General features: G+C 42.8%; 15 protein-coding genes. 4 read left to right on the top strand and 11 right to left on the bottom strand.

Going from position 1 to position 24,458, the window contains the following annotated elements; translation table 11 throughout:
• Positions 1–4 precede the first annotated feature (4 nt).
• Complete coding sequence (locus tag BLQ87_RS31465; RefSeq protein WP_172665005.1) at positions 5–694, top strand: DUF4998 domain-containing protein; 690 nt, start codon at positions 5–7, stop codon at positions 692–694.
• 133 nt (positions 695–827) lie between these two features.
• Here the strand turns inward: BLQ87_RS31465 and BLQ87_RS31460 are convergent, their stop codons facing one another.
• From BLQ87_RS31460 to BLQ87_RS31425, 8 genes are all read right to left on the bottom strand, one after another.
• Positions 828–1,139, bottom strand: a complete 312-nt coding sequence (locus tag BLQ87_RS31460) for a hypothetical protein (RefSeq protein WP_074612871.1) — start codon at positions 1,137–1,139, stop codon at positions 828–830.
• Positions 1,140–1,368: 229 nt separating this feature from the next.
• Complete coding sequence (locus tag BLQ87_RS31455) at positions 1,369–3,426, bottom strand: glycoside hydrolase family 2 protein (RefSeq protein WP_074612870.1); 2,058 nt, start codon at positions 3,424–3,426, stop codon at positions 1,369–1,371.
• A gap of 4 nt (positions 3,427–3,430) precedes the next feature.
• A complete protein-coding gene (locus BLQ87_RS31450) occupies positions 3,431–5,017 on the bottom strand; it encodes a discoidin domain-containing protein (RefSeq protein ID WP_074612869.1) in 1,587 nt (528 codons plus the stop codon).
• A gap of 31 nt (positions 5,018–5,048) precedes the next feature.
• A complete protein-coding gene (locus tag BLQ87_RS31445; protein WP_074612868.1) occupies positions 5,049–6,506 on the bottom strand; it encodes a right-handed parallel beta-helix repeat-containing protein in 1,458 nt (485 codons plus the stop codon).
• Positions 6,507–6,714: 208 nt separating this feature from the next.
• Complete coding sequence (locus tag BLQ87_RS31440; protein ID WP_074612867.1) at positions 6,715–8,457, bottom strand: RagB/SusD family nutrient uptake outer membrane protein; 1,743 nt, start codon at positions 8,455–8,457, stop codon at positions 6,715–6,717.
• Between the two features lie 19 nt (positions 8,458–8,476).
• Positions 8,477–11,560 carry a SusC/RagA family TonB-linked outer membrane protein gene (locus BLQ87_RS31435; RefSeq protein WP_074612920.1) on the bottom strand — a complete coding sequence of 1,028 codons (3,084 nt, stop codon included), beginning with the start codon at positions 11,558–11,560 and terminating at the stop codon, positions 8,477–8,479.
• Positions 11,561–11,598: 38 nt separating this feature from the next.
• Entirely contained in the window at positions 11,599–13,260 is a 1,662-nt protein-coding gene (locus tag BLQ87_RS31430; RefSeq protein WP_074612919.1) for a RagB/SusD family nutrient uptake outer membrane protein, read from the bottom strand.
• Between the two features lie 4 nt (positions 13,261–13,264).
• Positions 13,265–16,261: a SusC/RagA family TonB-linked outer membrane protein gene (locus tag BLQ87_RS31425; protein WP_394331847.1), complete on the bottom strand. Its 2,997-nt coding sequence runs from the start codon at positions 16,259–16,261 to the stop codon at positions 13,265–13,267.
• Positions 16,262–16,537: 276 nt separating this feature from the next.
• Between BLQ87_RS31425 and BLQ87_RS31420 the strand changes: the two genes are divergently transcribed.
• The 3 genes from BLQ87_RS31420 (at position 16,538) to BLQ87_RS31410 (ending at position 22,106) form a co-directional block, all read left to right on the top strand.
• Complete coding sequence (locus tag BLQ87_RS31420; protein WP_074612918.1) at positions 16,538–20,611, top strand: hybrid sensor histidine kinase/response regulator transcription factor; 4,074 nt, start codon at positions 16,538–16,540, stop codon at positions 20,609–20,611.
• A 235-nt stretch (positions 20,612–20,846) separates the two neighbouring features.
• Complete coding sequence (locus tag BLQ87_RS31415; RefSeq protein WP_074612865.1) at positions 20,847–21,650, top strand: DUF6266 family protein; 804 nt, start codon at positions 20,847–20,849, stop codon at positions 21,648–21,650.
• 72 nt (positions 21,651–21,722) lie between these two features.
• Positions 21,723–22,106 (top strand): hypothetical protein, encoded by a 384-nt coding sequence (locus BLQ87_RS31410; RefSeq protein WP_074612864.1) that lies wholly within the window; start codon positions 21,723–21,725, stop codon positions 22,104–22,106.
• 269 nt (positions 22,107–22,375) lie between these two features.
• Here BLQ87_RS31410 and BLQ87_RS31405 read toward each other — a convergent pair whose 3' ends face one another.
• The 3 genes from BLQ87_RS31405 to BLQ87_RS31395 all read right to left on the bottom strand — a co-directional run bounded on the left by BLQ87_RS31405 (position 22,376) and on the right by BLQ87_RS31395 (position 24,457).
• Entirely contained in the window at positions 22,376–22,903 is a 528-nt protein-coding gene (locus BLQ87_RS31405) for a ferritin (protein WP_074612863.1), read from the bottom strand.
• Positions 22,904–23,005: 102 nt separating this feature from the next.
• Positions 23,006–23,371, bottom strand: a complete 366-nt coding sequence (locus tag BLQ87_RS31400; protein WP_074612862.1) for a hypothetical protein — start codon at positions 23,369–23,371, stop codon at positions 23,006–23,008.
• Positions 23,372–23,557: 186 nt separating this feature from the next.
• The gene (locus tag BLQ87_RS31395; protein ID WP_074612861.1) at positions 23,558–24,457 is read right to left on the bottom strand and encodes a DUF1338 domain-containing protein; all 900 of its coding nucleotides are present in this window, start codon (positions 24,455–24,457) and stop codon (positions 23,558–23,560) included.
• Between the last annotated feature and the right edge of the window lies 1 nt (position 24,458).

Here is a 24,458-nt window from a genome sequence, read left to right as displayed (position 1 = left end):
TCCAATGAAAAATAATATAATTTACGCATTATTGGTAGGTATGGCATTCAGTGCCTGCTCCAAAATCGACGATTATCGGGAACAATACCAGGGTACCAAAGAAATATCTTATCCCGGGGTTCTCGATTCTGTCAAAGTCTTTTCAGGCAATAAAAGAGCGATGGTATATGGCCTTTTCACTTCCGATCCAAAAATTGTAAAATATCAGGTATTCTGGAATGGCAAGCAAAATATGGTAGAGAAAACGGTCGTCAGAACTACCGGAGTAGATACGGTAAGGCTCATCATCGACAATCTGGCCGAAGGAGGGATAAATTTTGAAGTCAGAACCTTTGACAACAAAGGAAATATCTCTGTTCCTGTTAATGTTGCCGGTGCGATTTATGGAGATAACTATGCAACAGGTATCATTAACAGAGCTTTTAACCCGACTACTACATTATACAATGCAACCAGCAAAATACTGACCATTGACTGGCTTAGTGTAGATCCCACCGCCATATTTACTACAGTTGAATATATGGCCACGACCGGAGAGAAGAAAAAGATAAAAGTGACTGAGCCGGATGCTACCCTAACCAGGATCACCGATTATAAAACGGGCACTGACCTTGTTTACAATACGGCATATCTGCCTCAAAAAAAGGCGATTGACACCTTTTACGTAGCTAAAAAGGACATCTTCAAGAGGTAACAGTTAAAATCTTTACACACGCTGTTGTAATTGTGCCCGGGAATCCCTCCTATGGGCTTGGTCGCCCCACCCGGCACAAAAAGGGCCGGAATTATTCCGGCCCTTTCGTAAACATACAGTTGGTTAATAAAACCTATTGAATCACTTTACCATCTTCACCAATTTTGATGGAAGCTGTTTCTGCTTCTTTTTTCACATCAATCTGGTAATGCTTAGTTTTATCTGCGTTAGTTACCAGGAAAGCTGCAACCGGAGTCCATGCTTTAACTGGTTCACTTTGCAACGTTGTTTTTACTGCTTCAGGAAGATCTTTCAATTCAACCGGAGTTTTTGTTGTGCTATCTTGTTTAACGGTAATTGCTACCGGAGTTTTTACTTCACTTGCGTTTACTGCTGAGATTCCTGCGAAAGCTAAAAATGCTGCTGATAAAATGATCTTTTTCATATTCTTTGTATTTCAGTTAATATTCTTGTTAATTACGTTTAGGGTATGTTTAATAATGATGCCACAACAACATTAGTTTGGCACCCCACTGACAAACAGCACTTTACATAATTTGAGATTAATTTAACTGTAGAGATACTCCCCACTTTGTAGCTTAAGGAAGCAGATAATGCAAAAGGCTGCATCATAAATCATGACACAGCCTTGCGAAAAGCAAAAATCTATGCGGTTATTGCAGAATCCAAACGCAGCTATCGCTAAGTTCTTTTCCTTTATACTTCGTTTTTACCAGAATATCATTGTTTCCTTTACTCAGTTGTACGTTCTCCCAAATCATGGTATTCAATCCGTTCTTCGCTTTCTTTCCAATCCGCTTTCCCTTTACCCAAAGTTCGGCGTTGGCGACATTGCTAAAGACTTTCACTGAAGTCAGGGCTTTACTGCGATTGGTATTTCTTCGCTCTGCGATATAAACCATCGGTTCCGGGTTCCAGTTTGCCTTATAAAAATAGAAAGCGTCTTTCTTGATTTTCCTGTCGTAGGTAACCAGTCCTTTATCATTGATTCCGTTCGCATCTCCTTCCGTTCTGATCGCAGAACCGAAATCAGCCAATACCCAAATGAACTTACCCCATAAGAAAGGACGTTTTTTTAATTCCTCCCAATGTTTCTCATGAAAGGCCGTTTGCCATTCTTCCGGATGGAAATTACCTTTTGCTTCTGGTCGGATCAGACCTTCCGTATGCTTAAAGGGACTCCCTCCTGCTCCGTATTCACTAATAGAGATCGATTTACCCGGCACCGCAGCGTGGGTTTCATCTGCCCATACACCTACCTCGTCAAACTTGCCGCCATACCAACCAAAGTATTGATTCCAACCCATCAGATCGGTAAGATCCGTATATGAGTTTTTTCCCAGATTGGAAGCCAACGTAGTTAAACGGCTTGGGTCTTCCTGTTTTGCCAGCGTATTCAGTTCTTTGATGAAAGGTTGCGGATCGTCCCAGTTTAATTTCAATTCATTGAACAATCCCCAGAAACATACCGAAGGATGGTTGTAATTCTGACGGATCAGCTCTTTTAACATTTGTTTGATATTGCTTTCCAGTTCAGCATCCTTCACATAACCTGTCCCCGTATACCCACCTGGACCAACAAAAGGGATCTCAGACCAAAGGACGATACCATTCTTGTCGCAGAGTTCATAAAAATGTTTGCTATGCGGATAATGCGTTAAACGTGCTGCAGTCGCACCTAATTCTTTCATGAGTTCCATATCCCGGTCATGGTCTTCATCAGTTAAAGCAGATCCTTTTCCTGATACATCTTCATGCCTTCCGGCCCCGTAAAGGTCCAGGTATTTCCCATTCAGAAAAAAGCCTTTATCCGGGTCTACACTAAAATAACGTAAACCCAGAGGCTGAGAGCGCTGATCAATGACCTGTCCGTTTTGCAATAACTCCACACGAACCTCGTATAAATAAGGATCGGCTTTCCCATTCCACAAATGTGGATTTGAAAGTTTTATAGATTGGCTCAGCTCCTGATTCTGGTCCTTCCCGATGTTACTGGTTAGGGTAGAAACGACCTTTTTATTTCCATCCAGAAGGGTTGTTTTCAGACTGAGTGCCTCATCATCCGATAAGGATAATTTCGTTAACACCTCAATTTCCGCAGAAGCTTTAGAAACCTGCTTCTGCTTTAAATAAACGCCTGACGATCCATAGTCCAGCGGACTGATGCAGTTCTTTGCTGTCAGGATTAGAGAAACCGGACGATGAATCCCACCATAAATATTAAAATCTCCATGTAAAGGCAATACATCCAGGCGGTAAGCATTGCTCACCTGAACGGTAACGCTATTTTCCCCGGGTTTTACCGCATCGGTAATTTCGATTGCAAAAGCGGTATATCCGCCTTTATGCGTTCCTACAGACTTATTATTTACAAATACCGTTGCGACGCTATTTGCGCCTTCAAAGTATAGGAACAGCCGTTTCCCTGTCCATCCCGGGAGCACATTGAATTTATTCTCATAAATCGCCGAGGCCCTGTTGTAATCGGGAACGCCTTTCAGCACTTCCATTGCATTCCAGGTATGGGGCAGGGTAACGGTTTCTTTTTTTATGTCTTTTTCAAAGTTATAAGCAAAATAAAACTGCCAGTCCTTATTAAACGGAATCGTTTCCCTGCCGCTTGACGCATGATTAAAAGGTTTTGCCGTACTATCAGCCAGTTGAAATAAAAGGAAAAGAATGGTGACAATGATGTTTTTCTTATAATGCATTATACTAATTTTTGTAAAGTCCTATTTCAGCGAATTGTGCGAATTGCTCTCCATCCCAGCTGGATTTAGCCAGAACTTTGAAGTATCGGAAGGTTAAGGGTGCTGCGAAAGCAAAGTTTTGTGTATAGCCCAGTTTTGGGATCACATAGGTAGCCTGAGGAAGAAAGTTAACCCCATCAACACTATATAGAATGTCTACATCTTTTATTGCACGGCGATCTGCATTCAGGATGGTAAATCCATCTGCGGTTTGTTGCTGCCCTAAGTCTACGGTAATGAAATGCGGATAAGATGCCGCTGGTGCTACTGACCACTGACTGTGCCATCCGGTGCTTAAGTTCTTATCGATCACATTGGCTGCCGGAGCAGTGGTTTGCTGAGAGCTGTAAGCCGCAATTGTCCATCCCGTTTTACTGATCTCATTTTTTGAGCCGAAGCTTAACACAGGTAAACCGTTGACAAATTTATAGGTATAGATCGTTTCTTTAACCGTTCCGTTTTCGGCAACGAGTTTCACCTTCATCTCGTACGGACTGGCATCTTTATACTTAAACTCGGAGATCGGCATCTCTACATAAAAGCTATCTGTTCCAATGGTTTTAGATTCCCAGGTGGTGGCATTATAATCTTTATTCGTACCCGTCCCCTCATTGTTTACATTCGGGTCATTGTAATAAACCACACTGTTTATTTTGGTATCACTGGTGAATTTCCCGGAAACCACAATCGCGCTTTTGTCTGCGGAATAATCTGCATAGATCTTGTTTATCGATGAAACTACAGGTCCATAATAGGTTTTAGCATCATTGTTAAAAATTTGGTTCACATTTAAGATCGCGCAGTCTGTAGCCGTAAGAAAGGTTTTAGATTTTCCTAAAGTTCCGTTTCCTGCCCACATCAATGCCATTCCTAAAGTGGCATTTTCAGAGACCTTCTGACAATTATGGGGTAAGTTGAGGCCATGTCCAAGTTCATGGACCATTCCGCCAAACCACACACTGAAACGATTTCCTTCCGTATCTGTTTTTCCCATATTTTTGATGTCCATGCCTTCATAATCCAGGGCAAAACACCATTTCCCTAAACCATAGAACGGGCCACCACTTGGGGTTCCATCAGGTTTAAAGGAATATCGGGGTAAAATAACCAGGGTATGCTCACTTGTTTTCTCCGAAGGATTCGCCGTAAAATAAGCATTGATCTCTGCCTGTACGTTTCCGGCACCACCGGTATAAGCATAGTCACTTTTCGGCTTTGTTCCTCTGATCGTGATGATCTTAACGCGGTTAATCCGCGAATCTGCAAAGAGACCGAAGGTTTTCTCACCATAACCATTACGCTGCATTTCGTCTTTAACAAAGTTTTGCGTCCAAAACATCAGCTCACTCAGACGCTTCTCATAAGCAGGAAGCGTATCAAGGTCGTTGGGAACAAAGTAAATTAAGTTGAGGTTTCTGGTCTGGTTACTGGTATACACTGTATCGGTAATGGGCGTTTCCACCGGAAGAGTATCTCCTTCCACAGCAGATTTTTTACACGCGATAAAACAGGTTGCCGGTAAAAGGCAAAGCGTTAACAGTTTGGTTCTCATAGGTTGTAGTTTAGGGTGATTTATATTGTTTTTATGGTTTACGATTCATTCTCTTTTCTGTTTCTTTTAAAAAATTCCAGGGGTATTTATTTCCTTTTTCCGACTGATCCTTCAGCTTTTCTCCGGTTACATTTAGCAGCTTCTCCTTACCAAGGATATTGCCTTTAAACGTATTCCCAATCCATTTTAAGGCAGCATATTGCTTATCAGACTTATTAAAAACCCCTACTGAAGCCCCGCTGTAATGAAAACTATTGTTTTCAAAAACTACATTTTTAGGAACCCCATGTTCGATGTCTATTAATTCCATTTTCACTGAATCCGCAGACTGATTGTAAAAACGGTTTCCGCTGATATAAGTAGAATCGGTAACCAGTGCGAAGTTGAAGAGGCGCTTGCGCTTGTTTCCGTCGTTCACACTCAGGTTGTTTCTGATGATGCTCCCAGTAGTCATTTTGCTTTTCGAATTGATGGCATCGGAGATCACCAGCATAAAGCCACCCTCGTTATCATGACTGTAATTATTTTGAATGATGGTATTGGTACAATTCCCATCAATATCAAACGACTGCCCGTCGTTAGACCAATCCTGATTTTTGGTATAAGCCACCTCATTGTATTGGATAAGGGTATTGTCACTACTGTGTGGCCAAATACCAACCGCATTGTCTTTGGCCCTCGTTCTGATGTAAAACAGTTTATTGTGTTCCACAACGGAACCGTCAAAGGCTTTAACCACGATTCCGTCTCCACCGATGTCTTCCAGTATACATCCCCGGATGATCAGGTTCTTATTGGGAAACCAGTTCGTTCTGAAACCAAAAGTCCCATTTCCACGAATACCGTTGCGGTCTACCCGCAGCAGCTTACAGTTTTCAATCAGCAGGTTTTCAATATTACTCGGCGTAGGCCCCTGGCAATCCCAGAAAATACCATTGCCTTCGTTGCTTCCTTTTTTATTGTCGCCATTAATGTCATGGATGTATAAGCCAGACAAACGGATGTTAGTGATCTTCCCTATATTTTCTGCAAGAACGCGAACACCTGCCGGACCGGTTTTTTGTTGTTTAACCAGGGTATCCAGGTTTGAAATGTCGAAGTATTCCAAGGCAATATTGCTCAGGTTCTTTAGCAATACGGCATCTTTGAATTTCCCCTTTGCGGCGATAACCGGTAAAGCACCTTTTCCATATGCTGTAAAAATAATGGGTTGCGCAGTTGTCCCTGATCCTTGTGGCAAGAGTTGTCCCTCCCACTGTCCGCCTCTTTTAAAGAAAATCCGGTCGCCGGGATTAAAGACTTGTGCATTCACCTTTGCCAGTGATTTCCAGGCCTTTTTTGCTGATTGTCCGGATTGGTCATCATGGCCATTATTGCTGTCCACATAGTATTTATGGATGGTCTTCAGCTCCTGGGCCTTCAGCTGGGGCAACATTCCATAGCCAGTCAACAGGCATATCATCAAACAGATCAGGTACTTTTTCTTCATTGTCATTCTTTCAGTTCCGGATCCAGCGATCCGATTAATTTATATTTACGCTTACGACTAATTTCGATTTATTCTTAAATGTGATGAAAGTACTAAAAAATGTCTGATCAGTTCAATCAGCCATCATTCTGCGACCCAGAATGACGACTGATGAGTCAACACAACTAAACCTGTCATCAACCACGATTGACATTATCTTTAATCCCCCTTACCAACCTGGATTTTGTATCAGCTTAGGCGATTTTGCAATTTCTGATTCCGGAATCGGGAACAAATAGAAAGCAGGTCTGAACGCATGAGGCTTGATGTCGATCACTTCATAAGTGAATCCATTACCTACCTTTGTAATTTTCATTCCTTTCAGCATCACGTTATCCGTTACCTCTGCAATTTTCCATCTTCTCACATCCCATAAACGGTGTTCTTCCAATGCCAGTTCTACTCTGCGTTCATTCTGGATCACCAGACGCATTTCATCTTTACTGATTCCGGCTTTTAATCCATAGTTACCATTTGCACCCGCTACAATACCTGCTCTTTTTCTAACCTGTATCAGCGTACTATACACCTCTCCAACAGGCCCCTGGTATTCATTCAATGCTTCGGCATAGTTCAAAAGTATTTCCGCATACCTGATCAATGGATAACAACGGTCTGTGTTTCCGGAACCATCTTCTACCATCATCTTTCTCCAGTAATATCCCGGAATATTGATCGGACCTGTCGCCGCCGGGCCATCAGGACTGGAGCCGACGAAAGTATTGACAACAGCCATATTGTTACTGCTTGCAAAGAAAAACTTAGATCCGTTGTAAATGATGCTGTTTCCAAAACGCGGATCACGCTTCACATAAGGATCATTGGGATTATAGCCTGATGCAGGGTCTGTAATCGGCAATCCGTTTTCCATTCCAAAAGCATCTACGAGTTGTTGCGTTGGTGCGCTGGACTTTCCGCTCCCCGTTCTGGAAGTTGGCAAAAGGTTATTTTCATATTCCCTGTTTGGTGCTTTCATCGCCGCAAACAAATATTCATTGTTATAACGTTTCAGAAACACACTATAGAAACCATAGCCCATTCTTGTATCATTGTCTTCCATTAAGGCATAGGTTCCGGAGTTGATGATGTCTTTTGCCGCCTGAGCCGCTTTATTCCAGCGTTCCTGATCTGCACTCGCATATCCGGTGATGTTTTTAAGTGTTGGATCAGTTGCAATCCCTCCGCCATTAAACAACGGACTTGCAGCATACAACAAGGCTCTTGATTTAAGCCCCATACAGGCCCCTTTGGTTACTCTTCCATAATCCTGTTGCAGCTGATCGTTAAAACCTGGCAAGTCAGCCGCAGCAGCATCACATTCCTTAACAATATAGTCGATACAATCGCCATAATTAGAACGTGGCAGGTCGATATTATCGCTATTGGTATAAACCGCATCTCCCACTAAAGGGACGCCACCATATACTTTTATCAGTTGAAAATAATACCAGGCCCTTAGAAAGCGGACTTCAGCCTTTAACTTTTTCCTTAAGCCTGCACTAAGCGGACTGCGGTCTGCATTCTGTAGAAATACATTTGCCCTTCTGATGTTTTCCCACGGCGTTCTCCAGTTGTTGAGCACCTGTGCCTGTTTAGAAACATTAGTACTCGATGCAGAAAGAGCACCACTCGCCATTAAGATGGCATCATTCTGAGGCCCTGTGAAACGAACCGGAATGGCTTCATCAGCCAGGACCGGATGTCCTCCACCTTCCCATCTGTTCGCATCGAAGTTAAATCCTACATCAGTATAAGAACGGGTTAAAAATGCGATGGTCCGCACACTGTCTGTAAAAGTAGCTTGTTCATTCAGGTCGCTGGGTTGTTTTGCATCCAGGAAACTTCCTTTTTTGCAGCTGCTTACTCCAATCAGCAGGATGGCCATTACCAGGTATATATATTTTATCTTCATGATATTGAATTTTTAATCTTTATAAGGAGAAAGTAGCACCGAAATTATAGATGCGTTGATTAGGGTATGCTGTAATTGCACCGGTATTGATAATTCCACCTGAGGCATTTACAGATTCAGGATCTGCCTGATAGAACTTATCCACATTGGTCCAGGTCAGCAGGTTATAGCCATTGGCATATACCCGGATGCTTTTAAACCCAATTGGCTTCACCCATTTCGCTGGCAGCTGATACCCCACTTCCATTGTTTTTAACCTTAAATATTTAGCATCTACCAGCCAGAAATCAGAAAGCGACACATTCGCGCGACTAATCGTACTGTTGGTTCCTAACAAAGGGAATTTGGCATTGTTCCCCAGTTCCGGGGTCCATGCGTTCTTGTGAATGGGCTGAAAATTAGCACTCAGACCTTCGATGGCCTCTGAAGCAAAATACATCGAGTAGTCGTACGAACCTTGTATCAGGGCACTAAAGCTAAATCCTTTATAGCTAAAGCCCAGTGTTAAACCCATCGTCGTACTTGGCAGATTCGGACTTCCTACCGCACGCTGATCCAATGCATCGATGATGCCATCACCATTCAGGTCTCTGTATTTCAGGTCGCCCGGCTTGATTGGCGTAGTTGGCTTTGCACTGTTGGCAATATCTTCTGCACTTTGGTAAAAACCGTCAAACACATACCCGAATCCCTGACCAATAGGTTGACCCGTTCTGGCCAGCCATGGATACCTCGGATTCGCCTCATCTCTGAACGTGATTTTGTTTTTAGCATAAGAGAAGGTTCCACGGAAAAAATACTGAAAATCTCTGATGTTACTTTTAAAATTGACCTCTCCATCCCAGCCTTTGTTGTTCACCTTTCCTAAGTTCATTGGAGGAAGGCCAATCCCCATGATCAACGGTACACTCGCTCTTGGCGTAAGGATATCAAACCTGTTGTTGTTGAAATAATCTACTGTAAAGGACAGCTTTCCCTCAAACATGGATACATCCAGACCGATATCCATCTTCTTTTCTTTTTCCCAGGTGACATTGTCGTTACCCAAAGTTCCTTCTGCAATACCGTTAAAGTTATTGTGCTGTTGTCCGAAAGAATAACTACCGGAATTGGTATATACCTGATCATAAACGAATTTAAAATCACCGATATTATCCGAACCTACCAATCCATAAGAGCCTCTGATTTTAAACAGGTTGATGAACGGCACCTGTTTTTTAAAGAAAGATTCTTCTGCAATGTTCCAGCCTGCAGATAATGCAGGGAACCAGCCATTACGTTTCTTTCCTACAAACTTATCCGTTCCGTTCCTGGCGGCATTAAACTCAAACAGGTATTTTTGTTTATAGTCATACCCTGCCCTAAGCGTGATTCCCCTGAAATTTGTCGGGATACTTGAACCAGGTTTATCGGATTTATTCTCAATATAGCTGTTCTGATTATACAACGCTAAACCATAGACCCGGTGGTCATCAAAATTATGATCGTAGTTTAAGGAAGCCTGAATATTGGTGGTCCTTTCTACTCCTCCTGCACTGCGGCTCAGGTTATAAGGAGGAATCCGGTAAACCGTTGCATCTTTGGGCGTATACGTGTTTTTTTCCTGATTGTAATAGTATTGAGGGAAATTGGTATTACTTCTGGCCAGGCCTCTGGAATTGGTTTGCGCACTCGCATAGGAGATCGTTCCCTTGGCTGACAAGCCTGCAGCGAGCATATCCAGTTTCTGGGTTCCGCCAAAAGTAATGTTCAGGTCGTTATCAAAGCTTCTGTTATATCCCTGAGTAGCGATACGCCCTACCACATTGACCCCACTTAAATTGGAGTTCGTTCCATAACTACCATCCGGATTGTATACTGCATAAGCAAAAGGAGGCAGAAAGTTATAACTATAGATTTCTCCGATCAGCCCGTTTCCATTCGGACTATTGGTAATCGGCTCATTGGTCTCTCCAAAACGGCCGGTCATGTCTAACCTCAGGTTCAGGGTCTTGGTGGCCTGGAAATCCAGGTTAGAGCGGAAGTTATAACGTTTATAATAATGTGTATTGTTCACCTCACTTTTCGAGCTAAAATCTCTTAAAGCACCATTTTGCCATAGATAACCCAGGGAAACGAAATACTTCACGCTTTCTGTACCTCCCGAAATGTCCAGGTTGTTTCTGGAAATCAATGAGGTAGGCTTCATCAGTGTACTGAACCAATCTACGTCCGGGTGTCCATACGGATCACTACCATCTTTAAACAATTCAATATCTCTATCCGTGAAACGTTTGGTCTGATCGCTGTTTACTAATGCCTGATTGGTTAGCATCGCAGCTTCATAGGAACCTAAAAATTTAGGAACAAAAGTTTTTTGCTGTAATCCGAGTTCAGATTTAAAATTGATGACCGGAGGACCGGAAACACCTCTCCTGGTCGTGATCACCAATACTCCATTTGCACCTTTCACCCCATAAATGGCGGTGGTAGAAGCGTCTTTCAGGATGGTTACGCTTTCAATTTCATTGGGATCGAGCTGTGACACGTCTGAATAGCTGTATTCAATATCATCCACAATGATTAAAGGACGTTGTCCGGTGGTGTAGCTGCTGATTCCACGGATAAAAAAGTCGGCACCGTCTTTTCCCGGTTGTCCGCTTCTTTGCTGAGAGAAGAATCCCGGTAAACGACCGGCTAAAGTATTCTGCACACTGGCGGTAGGATTCTGTCTCAGCTCTGAGGCATTGATAGAACTCACTGCACCGGTATTGGTAATTTTCTTTTGTCGGCCGAAACCAACCACGATCACTTCTTCCAGACCTTTGGCATCTACGGCAAGGGACACGTTGACTTCTGATTTATTGGCAACATTGATCTCCTGAGAGATAAAGCCAATGCTTCTGATCACAATCGTATGACTGCTGCCTTTCAGCGTCAGCTGAAATCGGCCGTCTACCCCGGTTTGTGCACCATTATTGGGCAATCCTTTTTCTGTAATTGTGGCGCCGGGCAATGGGCCTCCGCTTTCTCTGATGAGCCCTTTAATCACTTTGGTTTGTGCCAGTAAAAGACCTGGAACGAAGAAAACCATTGCAAGTGTGATATATATAAATCTTTGCATAACCTGAGTTTTGTTTATTTGAAATGAACCAGAATGATTTACCAACCTTGGTTTTGGGTTAAATTTGTGTTTTTGGTGATTTCCGAATAAGGGATTGGATAACTATACATTTTTGCTGCATCGAAAGTCACCGTTGCCGCCTCAAAAGGGGCATATGTAAACCCACCTGCCGGAATTTTCTGAATTTTCATCCCATGTAATTTTCCATTCATCACCTGTTCTGCAATCTTCCACCTTCTGATGTCCCAGAAACGTTGTTCTTCAAAGGCCATTTCTACCCTTCTTTCATGTCGGATCACTTCCCTCATTTGATCTTTGGAAAGGCCTGTAGCCAGCGCGAAAGGAACCAGACCGGCACGTTGTCTGATGTCTTCAACAGCCTTTTTAACCTCAGCGGTAGGCCCTGCATATTCGTTTTGCGCTTCGGCAAAATTCAGCAACACCTCCGCATAGCGGAAAATAACCGGGTTGTGTGTCTGATTGCTATACGTCGTGGCAGTAGAAAAATCAGCCATAAACTTGCGCATGTAATAGCCTGTACGTGTCTGTGTAACGATCCCTCCCGGCTTGTCTAAACCACCTTCAAATGTTTCTACTTTACGTTTTACCCAATCGCTTCCATTGTAAAAGATGGTTTTATCAAAACGGGGATCACGACCGGTGTAAGGATTTGCAGGGTTATAGCCGGATGTAGGATCGGTGATTGCTTTTCCATTTTTCATTTCGTAAGCATCTACGAGTTCCTGAGTCGGGCTTGTGAGTCCGTTACTGGCAACAGCATCTGTATAACCGATGGGTGCATTGTCCTTTTCCACGTTCATATTTACCGCACGTTGATACCCCAGGATGACTTCTTTATTTTTACGGGTCAGAAAGACGTTGATGAAAGAACTTTCCAATCCAATGGCACTACTGAGGTTCATCAGGTCTTTTGCGGCAGTTGCCGCAGCGAGCCATTTGGTCTGGTCATTTCCAGGGTTGTATTTTGGACTAGCCAGATACAGCAATAAACGTGATTTCAAAGCCAATGCTGCAGCTTTAGAAATCCTTCCAAGGTCTGCATCCTGAACAGGGCTTGGACGAAGCTGATCTTTGATGGCTTCGATTTCAGACAGGATATATTGCGTACATTCTTCGGTGGTATTTCTTTTAAATGAAAGGTCATCCTCCAGGCCCAGCACCTTATCGCCGAGCAAAGGAACACCACCATAACGCTTTACCATTTCAAAATAAAACATGGCCCGCAGGAACCTGCTTTCTGCGATCCAGTAATTTTTCTCTACGATCATGGAATTCAGAAAAGGGACTTTCCCAATATTTGCCAGGAACATATTCACTTTTCTGATCCCCTTGTAGTTTTTATCCCAGGCATCGTCTACCAGACTGAAAGCGCTGATTCTACCATTGGTAAAAGATTCGATATTGCTTGATGCCTTAGAAGAAATGGCATCATCAGTTGCTGCATCCAAAATATCACTGCTGGTTACCGTCCCGAAAGTCGTTCCTATCCGGTTATAACCCGTAGGCAATAAGGTATAGATATCATTCAGGAAGTTTTTGGCATAATTCCCCAGGGAATCTGTAGGATCAAAGATGACGTCGTCTGTCCATTTTTCCAGTGGGGTTTGTTCAATATTGCTTTTCTTACATGCGGTTAAGCACAATAATCCGCCTATTAAAATGTATATAAAGTGTTTCATGGGATTATAGTTTAATGGTGATACCAGCATTGACAATTCGTTGCGCCGGATAGGATACGCCAAAAGTTTCAGGATCATAATCCTTACTATCAGAGAAAGTATATAAGTTCATTCCGTTTGCAAAAACACGGATGGAAGCCAGTTTTACTTTTGCTGCAAGCCTTTGTGGAAGGGAATAACCGACTTCCAGGTTCTTTAACCTCATGTAATTCCCGGAGCGAAGCCAGAAAGAAGAAGTCATCTGGTTATTCGGGTTGGCACCTACAGAAAGTCTTGGGTAAGTCGCTGTTCCTGCGGTTTCTGGAGTCCAGCGATTGAGGTGCTGCTCAAAAGCCTGCCCTTTTCCCTCGTTTTGAAATTCCCATTGTGTCGGTCCACCCATATAAACTGTACGGTTTGCCGCGCCCTGCAATAAGGCACTAAAATCGAAGCCTTTATAGTCGAAACCAAAGGATAAGCCATAATAGACCATGGGTTTATTATTCTTTAAAGCGGTTACATCAAACTGGTTGATGATCCCATCGTTATTTAAGTCTTTGTACTTGAGATCTCCCGGAACAGGAATATAACCTACTGTTTTAGGGCTATTTGTGATATCCGCAGCATTCTGGTAAAAACCGTTTGCCAGATATCCGAAAGTCTGATCCGTACGCTGTCCGGTTCTTTTCATCCAGTCGTATTCCCTGAACACTTCATCCTGGTATTCAACGATCTTATTATTGGAGGTGACATTCCCTGAAAGGAAATAATTGAAATTATTGACATGGTTGCGGTAACTCGCCGTCAGGTCTATTCCTTTATAGCGGGTGGTACCGATATTTTCAAATGGATAGGTATTTCCGATGATGCTGGTACTTTTGCCCCTGGTTTGCATCAGGTCGAAAAATTTATTATTATAATACTCTGCTGTCAGCGTCAGTTTATCATTAAACAAGCCGACATCTATTCCCAGATTGAATTTAGCTGCTTTCTCCCAGGTTATATTTGGATTCGCCAAAGTCTGGTCGCCAACAGAAAACACAAAAGTTCCCGATCCCGGACCGAAATAATAACCCGCACCATCTGCAAAATACTGGTTATACACAAAGTAACCCGCATTCGCATTTCCTGTTCGTCCGTAGGTACTACGTAATTTCAGGGTAGTTAACCATTTTACATGATCTGCGATAAAGTGCTCCTTGGCAATGTTCCAGCCTAAGCCTACTGCCGGAAATAATCCATAACGTTTACCATCGGGATAGCGGTTTAAACCGCTATAGCTCATCGCTACTTCTGCCAGATATTTTTCCTTGTAGTCATAAGAAAGCGTTCCGGCAAGGGTATTGTAAGTAAGTGGCAAGTCGCTATAAATTGAAATGTTCTGAACATTTGCAGAAGCAAGTGCATGGACATGGTGATCTCCGAAGCTGCCGTCATAGCCGGTAGAAAATTCCGAATAGAAGTTTTTATACTGATTGGTATTGACGCTATTTCCGGCCGATATCGTTCCTTCTGTACCAAAACGCTGGTAGGTTATTCCAGATGGACCATTCATTCCCTGATATACCGCAAAGGTTTTCCCTCTGGAAGTTACTTCAGAAAGGTTGGTATTAAAAGTAACCAAACCTTTAATCCATAATCCCTTCACCAGATCATCCATCGTTCTTTTAAGAGAAAGATCGGCAGACATATCTCTCATATAGCTCAGCGTATATCCCGATTGCGTGCTCAGGCCATACACATTGTTCTGAAAGTCTTTATTCCCCCCCAATGAACCATCCGGGTTAAACATTGGATAGGCACTATTTGGCGTAGTCGCCAGCGAATTGAAAATGGCATTGATCCCCAGGTTTACTGACCTTCCTCCAAAAGAGGTTATGAAACTGGTTCCCGGCGCATTTCCATTCTCTATTCTTCCGAAAAGGTTCAGGTTTAGGGTTAGGTTTTTATTCAGGTCTACATCGATATTCGTGCGCACGATGTATCGCTTAAAGTCTGAATTGGTATTATAAGTATTTTTATCCGAGGTCTTTAAAAGGCCTTGCTGGTCCAGATAATCGACTGCCACGAAATAACGGGCACTGTTTCCACCACCGGAGGTGCTCAGATTGTACCTCGTGAAAGGCGCATTTTTTCTCATCACTTCCTTGTACCAGTCTACGTTCGGATGGCCCATAGGGTCGGAACCTGTTCTGTAAGCTTCTAAATCTGCAGGCGTATAGATGGTTGCTTTTCCATCATTGCTCAGTGCCTCATTGTATAAGGTCGCATAATTAAAGGCATCTAATGTTTTAGGAAGTCTGATCGGGGTTTGCAATCCTGTTTGGGCAGTAAAAGCAATTTTCTGTTTTCCTACTTCTCCTTTTTTAGTTGTAATCAGTATGGCACCACCAGATCCGCGCAAACCCAACATAGCAGTCGCCAGTGCATCTTTTAATACCGTAACAGATTCAATTTCTTCCGGATCTATAGAAGATACATCTCTGGGTACCCCATTGATTAAGATCGTTGGATTCTGTCCCCTCAGGGAGAAATCAGCAGCATCCAGTCCCGGAATTCCTGTCGACTGTAAGGTGGTTAACCCCGACATCCTACCTGTAAGGGCATTATTGATCGCCGTTACCGGCGAAGAGATCAGGTCTCTGGTATACACACTTTCTGTGGATAAGATGCTGGTCGACTTTTTCTGGGTATCATAAAGACGGTACACACTTAGCTGCGACTTTTCCGATTCGGTAAAAATCAGGTCCAGTTTGCTTCCGGAAACACTTACTTCCTGTGTAAGGTATCCTTTCAGAGAAAAGATGGCCACTTCACCGGAATCAATCATCAGGGAATATTCTCCCTTGTTATCCGAAGACACCACGGGCCCTCCTGTTTTACTTCTGATGTTTACACCAAAAAGAGGTTCTCCATAAATATTGGTCAGTTTCCCTTTAACCACTCCTGGAATGTCTGTTGAGTTAATGGTTTCTTTACTACCCTTATTGGTCTGGGCAGATAAAGAGATCGGAAAAAGCATGGCAATCATCAATCCCTTAATTAGGAACTTCCCGTACACCTGTCTTCCCTTTACTTTTAAGTAAGGTTTCATCATATCTGGTTTGTTTTGGTTTAGTTGCCTGGGAGGCAAAGCGTATTTGGTTATTTGGCTAACAGTAAAGTTGGCTGCAATCCAAAAAGAAAAGGGGTGAAAAATGATTGTAAATGGGGTGAAAATCCCTTCTTAAATTGTATTTTTAAAAATCAGGCAAGGAATTTCTTTAGCCTTGGGGAGGGGAACGTTTATTATAGGGGTATGATAAGGCAAACAATATTATTAATTACAGGTATTCTGATGCAGCTGTGTGTCAGGGGGCAAGCACTGAATTTCAATCACCTAAAGACTGAAAACGGGCTTTCCCAGAATTCTATTTTTGCTATCGCACAGGATGGTCAGGGCTTTATGTGGTTTGGCTCCCGCTTTGGATTGAACCGTTACGACGGCAATCAGTTCCGGTTATATAAAAGCAATGCCAGTGATTCCGGCAGCCTTTCTGATGATTATATCACGGCCTTATATAGTGATTCCAGGAAGATCCTTTGGGTGGGTACGGCCAATGGCTTAAACCGCTTTAATCCGCAGAAAAATACTTTCGAAAGGATTTACCTTGATGGGAATAAACACAATAAACAGTATGCCCCTGTAAATTCCGTATATGAGGACCGAAAGGGAAACCTCTGGGCTGCTGCCAGGACCGGACTCTACTTATTAACCAATCCCGGGAAAAATAAATTCAGCTCTGCTGAAAAGCTTGGCCTGGCCCCGGGAATTGCCCATGCAGAAATCCTCAGTATCTATGAAGACCAGAAGGGATTTTTATGGATCGGAACAAATAACGGATTAACACGCTTCAGGTTCAAACAACGGGTTCAGGAAGTACAAACCTACCGTCATCATGTGGCTCAGCCTGGCAGTTTGAGTGATAATTCCATTACTGCCATTACCGAAGACCAGCAAAAGAACCTTTGGGTGGCTACTGAAAATGGGGGCATCAATCTTTTCCAGCCTTCCACGAATACCTTTTCCAGATTTTTACATGAAGAAGGAAAAGAAAATAGCCTCGCTCATAATGCCGTCCGTAAAATGATGCTCAGCAAGAAGGGGAAATTATACATTGGAACGCAGGAAGGATTAAGCGTATTCGATCCGTCGAGCAGAACATTCCACAACTATCAACACCGGAAAGCCGATCAGCGAAGCTTAAACCAAAATTCCATTTACAGCTTGTATGAAGACCTGACAGGCTCGATCTGGATTGGCACCTATTATGGCGGGGTGAATGTCACTTATGCGCATTCCACCAATTTTAAAACCCTGCAGTACAACGAAAAGCTGGCAGGAATCAGTCATAATGTAGTCAGTTCCATCATTGCCGACAAAAATGAAAACCTTTGGATCGGAACGGAAGGCGGCGGACTGAACTATTATGACCAGCGGAGCCAGAAATTTACGACTTATAAACTGAAAGCAACTTCCCCATCAAGTTTGGGTTCAGATTTGGTAAAAGTAGTTTACAAAGATAAAACGGGCAATATCTGGGTCGGTACGCATGGCGGCGGCCTCAATTTATTTGACCCTGCAACACAGCGTTTCAAACGTTTTATGGCCAGCGGGAATGACATTCAAACCACGCGTTCGGAGATCGTTGCCCTTTTGGAAGATGATCAGGGTGCATTCTGGACCGGCAGTCAGACTGGCATCAGGATCTTTAAGAAGGATAAGGACAACCTGGGCCCCTATCCTGAAATCCCGGCCATTAGAAGCATCAAAAACCAGAATATTAAAGTTTTGTTCGAAGATTCGAGAAAGAACATCTGGATTGCAGCAACTACCGGCCTGTACCTTTTGCCTTCCGAGCGGCGCAGCCTGCAATCGTTTACATTGCCGAAAGGGAGCAATAGCGTAAACAACAATGCGAATTATATCAATTGTATTCAGGAAGATTCATCCGGGAACATCTGGGTTGGCCTTTATTATGGCGGACTCAGTAAATATGATGTCAGGAGAAAAGCTTTTAGTAAGACCTATACCAGCAAGGATGGCCTGGCCAGCAATAATGTAGTCGGAATTCTGGAAGACAACCACAGGCAGCTTTGGATCAGTACTTCTAACGGATTATCGAGGTTTAATCCCAAAAATGAAGTTTTCCAGACTTATACCACCAGCGACGGCCTTGCCGGGGATGAGTTCAATTACAATTCCTTTTTTAAAGCCGGAAACGGGGAAATGTTTTTTGGCGGGTATAACGGACTTACCCATTTCTCTCCTGCAGATATCGAAAAAAATGACCAGCAGGCAGCCGTGGTTTTTACCGGATTGAAGCTTTTCAATGACCGGGTAAGGCTCAACGATGCGAATGGCTTGTTGAAACAGGACATCGGATTCACAGAAAAGCTGGTCTTTCATTATGGGCAGAACATTTTTACCGTCGAGTTTGCCTTACTCAATTACATCAAATCAAATAAGAACAAATACGCCTATAAGCTGGAAGGCATGAGCGGGGAGTGGATAGAAAGCCATACGCCTGTAGCCACCTATACCAATCTGCCTTCAGGAACCTATACCCTATTGGTAAAAGGAGCGAATAACGATGGCATCTGGAGCGAACCGGTCCGGATGCAGATCGAAATCCTGCCTCCATTCTGGAAAACATGGTGGGCCTACCTTCTTTATACCGCATTGCTGATTATGGTTTTATTTTTTATCACCCGCTTTTTCTACCTCCGTGGGTTGTTACTAAAGGATGAAGAGCTTCATCAGATCAAGCTGAACTTCTTCACCAACATTTCTCATGAGATCCGCACCCACCTGACGCTGATCATGGCTCCCGTAGAAAAATTACTGGAAGGACAGCAATCTGCCAGCCCGGTCGGACAGCAATTAAAAAGCGTAAAAAACAACGCAGACCGGTTGTTAAAACTGGTCAGTGAGCTCATGGATTTCCGGAAAGCGGATACCAAGAACCTAAAGCTCCGTGTTGCAAATTATGACCTCATTCCTTTTGTGAGGGAGATTTACAGTTCCTTTGAAGCCTTATCCAGGAAGAAACAAATTCAGTTTTCTTTCATTCATGACCAAGAGCCACTAATGTTGTATTTCGACAAAGAACAACTGGAAAAAGTGTTTTTCAACCTGCTTTCCAATGCTTTTAAATTTACACCGGATCATGGCGATATTGCATTGCACATCAAAACGGAAAAAGACGAGGTGCTGATCAGTATCAGTGATACCGGAAGGGGAATTGCACCGCAATATCTGGATCAGTTGTTTGTGAACTATTTCCAGGTAGATGACCACAGCATCCAAAATACGGGCTACGGCATCGGGTTGGCACTGGCAAAAAACATTGTGGAATTACATAAAGGAAAAATTAAGGTCAGTAGCAATCCTGCAACAGCGGATGAACCTGGTTTTACCCGTTTTGAAATCAGTTTGCTGCGGGGAAATGCTCATTTCCAGGAAACTCAGCTATCGGCACCCATCGCACAATTCCCTGTCCGAATCCCCGGGGAAGACGAGCTAAGCCTGGAAAACATCCCACGGGTAAGTCCTCCACATAGTGGTTCAAAAAGACAGACCATCCTGATCGTGGAAGACAATGCTGAACTGCGCGGATTGATTAAGGGTACGCTAGACGCCGATTACGAGGTATTTCTTGCCGGAAACGGACTGGAAGGATGGGACATCGCCACGGTAGAAATCCCAGACCTCATCATCAGCGATGTTATGATGCCCGAAATGGATGGTTTCACCCTCTGTAATCAATTAAAATCCGACGAACGGACTAGTCACATCCCTGTAATACTTTTAACGGCTAAGAGCAGCCAAACGGATCAGATCAGCGGACTGACTCAGGGAGCAGACAGTTACCTGACCAAACCCTTTAGCACAAAAATTCTGGAGCTTCAGGTGCACAATCTGTTGGAAGCAAGAGAAAAGATGCGAAAGAAATACAGCAGGGAGCTGGTTCTGGAACCAGGACCCCTGCCTGTTAATCCACTAAATGAGCAGTTTATTTCCAAATTGATTGGCATCATTGAAGACAATATGGAAAATGAGGAGCTTGGCGTAGAACTGCTCGCTGCACAAATAGGAATGAGCCAGTCGGTATTGTATAAAAAGCTAAAAGCACTAACCGACCTTTCTGTGAATGATTTCTCCAAGTCTATCCGTTTAAAAAAGGCCGCGCAACTGCTCCTGCAAAGGCAATACACCGTATACGAAATCGGTTATATGGTTGGTTTTTCAGACCGTAAGTATTTCAGCAGGGAGTTTAAAAAACAATTTGGAAAGACGCCTTCCGAATATCTTTCCGATCAATCACAGTAAATCATCCTGTTCCTATCCGTTAAAAATGTTGTTCATTTCCGTTTCAGTGTAACTGATCTTCTCTTAACGATCAAGAGGTGTTTGATAGGTCCATAATTGGTTTCTCAGACCTTTTGACGATGTCTTCCCGGACAACTGACAAATAACATTATCCGGAGGCATATTAAAGATATATGAAAAACATTTCGTAAATTACTCATAATCAATTTAATTACTTAAATAAAACTTAGGAAAAATGGGAAAATTAATTAACGGGTTATTTGGCGGATTCCATGGCAGAATCGGCAACCTGGTAGGTTATACCTTGAAAGGGAAACATATCATCAGAACAATTGGCAAAACTGAAAAACCGCTTACTCCGGCAAGGAAAGCAAACTGCGAAAAAATGAAGGTGGTCAATGAGATCCTGAAGCCTTCCATTCATGCGATCCGGGCAGGATTCCGGCTTGCGGTTGTTGGAACGGACAGGAACGAGTACAATGAGGCCGTTTCTTACAATAAAAAGAATGCGATTCAAGGTGTATATCCAAACATCAGTCTGGACTATAGCAAAGTATTAATGAGCATGGGGGCACTTCCTGTAGCTGTTAACCCGGGGATTAGTCAAAACGGCGTTGAGGTTACCTTTACCTGGGAAATATCGACCAGTCCGGTGAGTGAGTATCATACTGACCGCACGATGCTCGTGATCTATTTCCCTGATATTAAAGAGACCTGCTGCCAACTGGTCGGGGCAAAAAGAGTGGAAGGTAAAGATGTGATTGTGATCGGTCCGGAACATATAAACGAACGCATGGAAGCTTATATTTCTTTTGCTAAAGATAATGGAAAAGCAGTTTCCAATAGCGTACACGCTGGTTCTTTGAATACCAGTCCCAAAGTTACTGTAGAAATAAAACCTGCAGAAGAGGCCAAAACCGGAGCGGTCAAACCAGCACAGGCGCCTGTTTGCGAAAACGAAAAGGAGATTGATGTACCGAATTCCAGCTTAACTGAATCTGGCAACGGTTTTACAGGAGACAGCCCGGGGCCTGGGTAACAAAGTCCGGATATCTTTCCTAATTTAGAGGCTGAGAAATAAAACCGCCTGATAAAAAGCAATTATACACTAATGAAAATTTTAAAAACACTTGTTTTAGGTGCTTTACTGGTACTGGTATGTTGTTTAATTTACGATCGGATCACGCACCCGCCTGAGGAATGGCAGACTCGTGAAAGGTGTAAAGCCTGTGATGCTTTAGAAGATCAAAAATTACAGGTGCTGGAAGGAAGCGTAGAAATAGGGAAAGATGGTAAAATGACCTTTCAGGAGCAAAAAACTAAGAAAACATATGCTTTGATTCCCTGCGACATTAACTGTGAAAACAATTTGACAACATGGTTTGAAAGGAGCGAACGGCTGGAAGGCGAAACTCCGGTTCTTTACAGCATTGAAGGGAAATTAAACGCAGAAAAACAGGAATTCTCTATGCTGGAATCAGTATCGATCAATTAATAACGCGTGATAAGCGCATATAGCTCTCCCTTATTAGCAGCATTCCCCGCAGCTAACCAAAGGGGCAATTCCGACAACGCTTTCCTCTCAGAAACTTTTCACAGCAGTTCTTTTTCTTCTTATCCTTCTTCTCCTGCTTCGACTTTTTCTTTTCTTTTCCCTTCTTTGACATCGCGCTACAATTATTCCGATACAAAAATAGCACATACTGATGGTTTTCCATCAATATGTGCTATAATAAAAAACCTTTATCGGTTTAAATCAGCGGATTAGCCCTCTGTGTAAACGATCTGGCCTACATTTTTATCGATCTGCCATCTTCCTGTTCCTTCTTCACCGATCACATCGAATAATTCCAGCGCACGTCTGGCTTTGTATTCTTCTTCACGTTGTTCTTTGAAGAACCAGTTTAAGAACTCTAAGGTTACATAATCCTGTTCTTTATGGCAACGTGCAGCGATGTTTTTGATCGACTGGGTTACACTGATCTCCTGATCTAATGCTTCTTCAAACACCTCACGGAAAGAGTTATATTCAAGCTTGATATTGGTTACTTCAGGCGAAATGGCCATTCCACCCATATCAAGAACATACTTATAAAATTTTAACTGATGAACGCGTTCTTCTTCAGCTTGCTTAAAGAAGTAATCTGAGGAGAAATCGTATCCATTGCGGCCGCACCATGAAGCCATGGACAGGTAGATTGAGGAAGAAAGTGCTTCTTTTTTAATCTGTTGGTTTAAAAGAGTCTCAACATCTGTGGAGAGTAAACTTTTTACGCGAATGATATCTTTCATATTACTGTTGATTTAATTCCTAATTACTAAGACAAAAATAAGGGTATAAATCAACAATATTGCATTTAAAAGCAATTCGGAAAGATTCTAAGTCTAATTAGATCAAACGACTAAGCGGAAAAGACGGTCCTGAATAATGTGGTTTAAATCCAGCATGACGAAGGTTCCCTGTAGTAGTTCTTTAAGGGCAATGATCTGAAGTAAAGACAAAACATAACAATGATCACAGGCGCAGATGAAGATGATCTCCACATCAGCGGATTTATCACTCGTCAACAGGATGTTTTCGATATCAATGTTGTAAACCGCTTTCTTTAATTTCAAAAGATTGCGGTAATCAAAACGGGCCAGCTTGCCGGCAAAATCTATATACCAGCAGTTTTCACTGTCTGATTGATAGATGGAACCTTTTTTGGTACTAAATACCTCTTCAAAATGTATTGGAGATGCTATAGCTGTGTTTTGCATTGATTAAACCTGGTTGAGACTGCAAAGGTTGTTATTATTTAGATTTATTCCAAATCAATTGTTCAAAAAAAATCAATGAACTTATACACAAGCTATAAAAGCTTTGTTTCCTGATCGAATTGAAATCAATCAGGAAACAAAGCTTTTCTTCTAAAATCCCCAATTTCGGGAGTTTTAGAAATAGTGCTATTTCTTACTCGTTTGCGATAAGAAAGTACTCTCAAATATTTTATCTGCATTTCCGGCTTCAAAACCTTCTCTCCTATGGGTATTGTTCAGCTCGCTGGCAGGAAGTCCGGCAAATTCCGGTAACACCTTTCTTTCTGCAAACTCTACATAAGAACCGGCAATAACCTTCTTTTTGCCTTCCGCAAAGCTGGCTTCCACCAGTTCGGCAACGGTAGAGCTTTGCAGCAATGCCCCATCGCTGCTCGTCTTGATCTCTCCACCGGCATCGTTCAGCTTAAACCCGTTTTTCAACAGGAACTGATCAAATGCTTCCAGGTTGTTGTACCCTTCTTTCAGGTTATGGATGCTGATCGTAAAATGGTTCAGGTAATAACGGTTATAAATCGTCCATGCGGCATATTCACTTTCTGCCATCAACTCCGTGTAATCTTCCACCGTAGGTGTTTCCCAAAGCGGACTGTGCAGAAAACGATCTACGGCATCCGCATCATTCAGGTCCAATGCATCTACAGGATCAGCGGTAATCGCATCTGTATATTTATGAATAAGCTCCTGTGCCCTTTCAGACAATTGTGTAACGATCAGTTCACTGATGAAAATACGTGGAAATTCCGGAGATGGTGGTGCATACCAATACGCATCCAGCTTCTTTTCCGAAAAATGGTAAGGGCTCTTTTTCTCGTAACCATAAGCCAGAAATACTTTTTCCAGAGAGGCGATTCCTAAATGAGGAACCCCTAAAGTACGGAAGGCCACATGGTCGTTTTCTATCTCTTCAAAATTGCTGATGATCCCCTCGGCAATCATCGCATTGATAATTCCTGCTACATCAGGAACACGTTCTTTATATCGGGTTAAGAGTCCGTTTAATACTCCTTTAAGGGTTTTATGCACCATT

This window comes from Pedobacter steynii, from assembly GCF_900103665.1.
Taxonomy (GTDB): Bacteria; Bacteroidota; Bacteroidia; order Sphingobacteriales; family Sphingobacteriaceae; genus Pedobacter; species Pedobacter steynii.
Note: the sequence above shows the minus strand (reverse complement) of the source record. Positions and strands in the feature narration are given on the sequence as shown.

Bases quoted from the DNA above. Each gene is read 5' to 3' on its own strand.
- BLQ87_RS31435 (WP_074612920.1), bottom strand. From the start codon at position 11,560: ATGCAAAGATTTATATATATCACACTTGCAATGGTTTTCTTCGTTCCA.
- BLQ87_RS31410 (WP_074612864.1), top strand. From the start codon at position 21,723: ATGAAAATTTTAAAAACACTTGTTTTAGGTGCTTTACTGGTACTGGTA.
- BLQ87_RS31465 (WP_172665005.1), top strand. From the start codon at position 5: ATGAAAAATAATATAATTTACGCATTATTGGTAGGTATGGCATTCAGT.
- BLQ87_RS31420 (WP_074612918.1), top strand. From the start codon at position 16,538: ATGATAAGGCAAACAATATTATTAATTACAGGTATTCTGATGCAGCTG.
- BLQ87_RS31440 (WP_074612867.1), bottom strand. From the start codon at position 8,457: ATGAAGATAAAATATATATACCTGGTAATGGCCATCCTGCTGATTGGA.
- BLQ87_RS31395 (WP_074612861.1), bottom strand. From the start codon at position 24,457: ATGGTGCATAAAACCCTTAAAGGAGTATTAAACGGACTCTTAACCCGA.
- BLQ87_RS31415 (WP_074612865.1), top strand. From the start codon at position 20,847: ATGGGAAAATTAATTAACGGGTTATTTGGCGGATTCCATGGCAGAATC.
- BLQ87_RS31425 (WP_394331847.1), bottom strand. From the start codon at position 16,261: ATGCTTTTTCCGATCTCTTTATCTGCCCAGACCAATAAGGGTAGTAAA.
- BLQ87_RS31455 (WP_074612870.1), bottom strand. From the start codon at position 3,426: ATGCATTATAAGAAAAACATCATTGTCACCATTCTTTTCCTTTTATTT.
- BLQ87_RS31405 (WP_074612863.1), bottom strand. From the start codon at position 22,903: ATGAAAGATATCATTCGCGTAAAAAGTTTACTCTCCACAGATGTTGAG.
- BLQ87_RS31450 (WP_074612869.1), bottom strand. From the start codon at position 5,017: ATGAGAACCAAACTGTTAACGCTTTGCCTTTTACCGGCAACCTGTTTT.
- BLQ87_RS31430 (WP_074612919.1), bottom strand. From the start codon at position 13,260: ATGAAACACTTTATATACATTTTAATAGGCGGATTATTGTGCTTAACC.
- BLQ87_RS31400 (WP_074612862.1), bottom strand. From the start codon at position 23,371: ATGCAAAACACAGCTATAGCATCTCCAATACATTTTGAAGAGGTATTT.
- BLQ87_RS31445 (WP_074612868.1), bottom strand. From the start codon at position 6,506: ATGAAGAAAAAGTACCTGATCTGTTTGATGATATGCCTGTTGACTGGC.
- BLQ87_RS31460 (WP_074612871.1), bottom strand. From the start codon at position 1,139: ATGAAAAAGATCATTTTATCAGCAGCATTTTTAGCTTTCGCAGGAATC.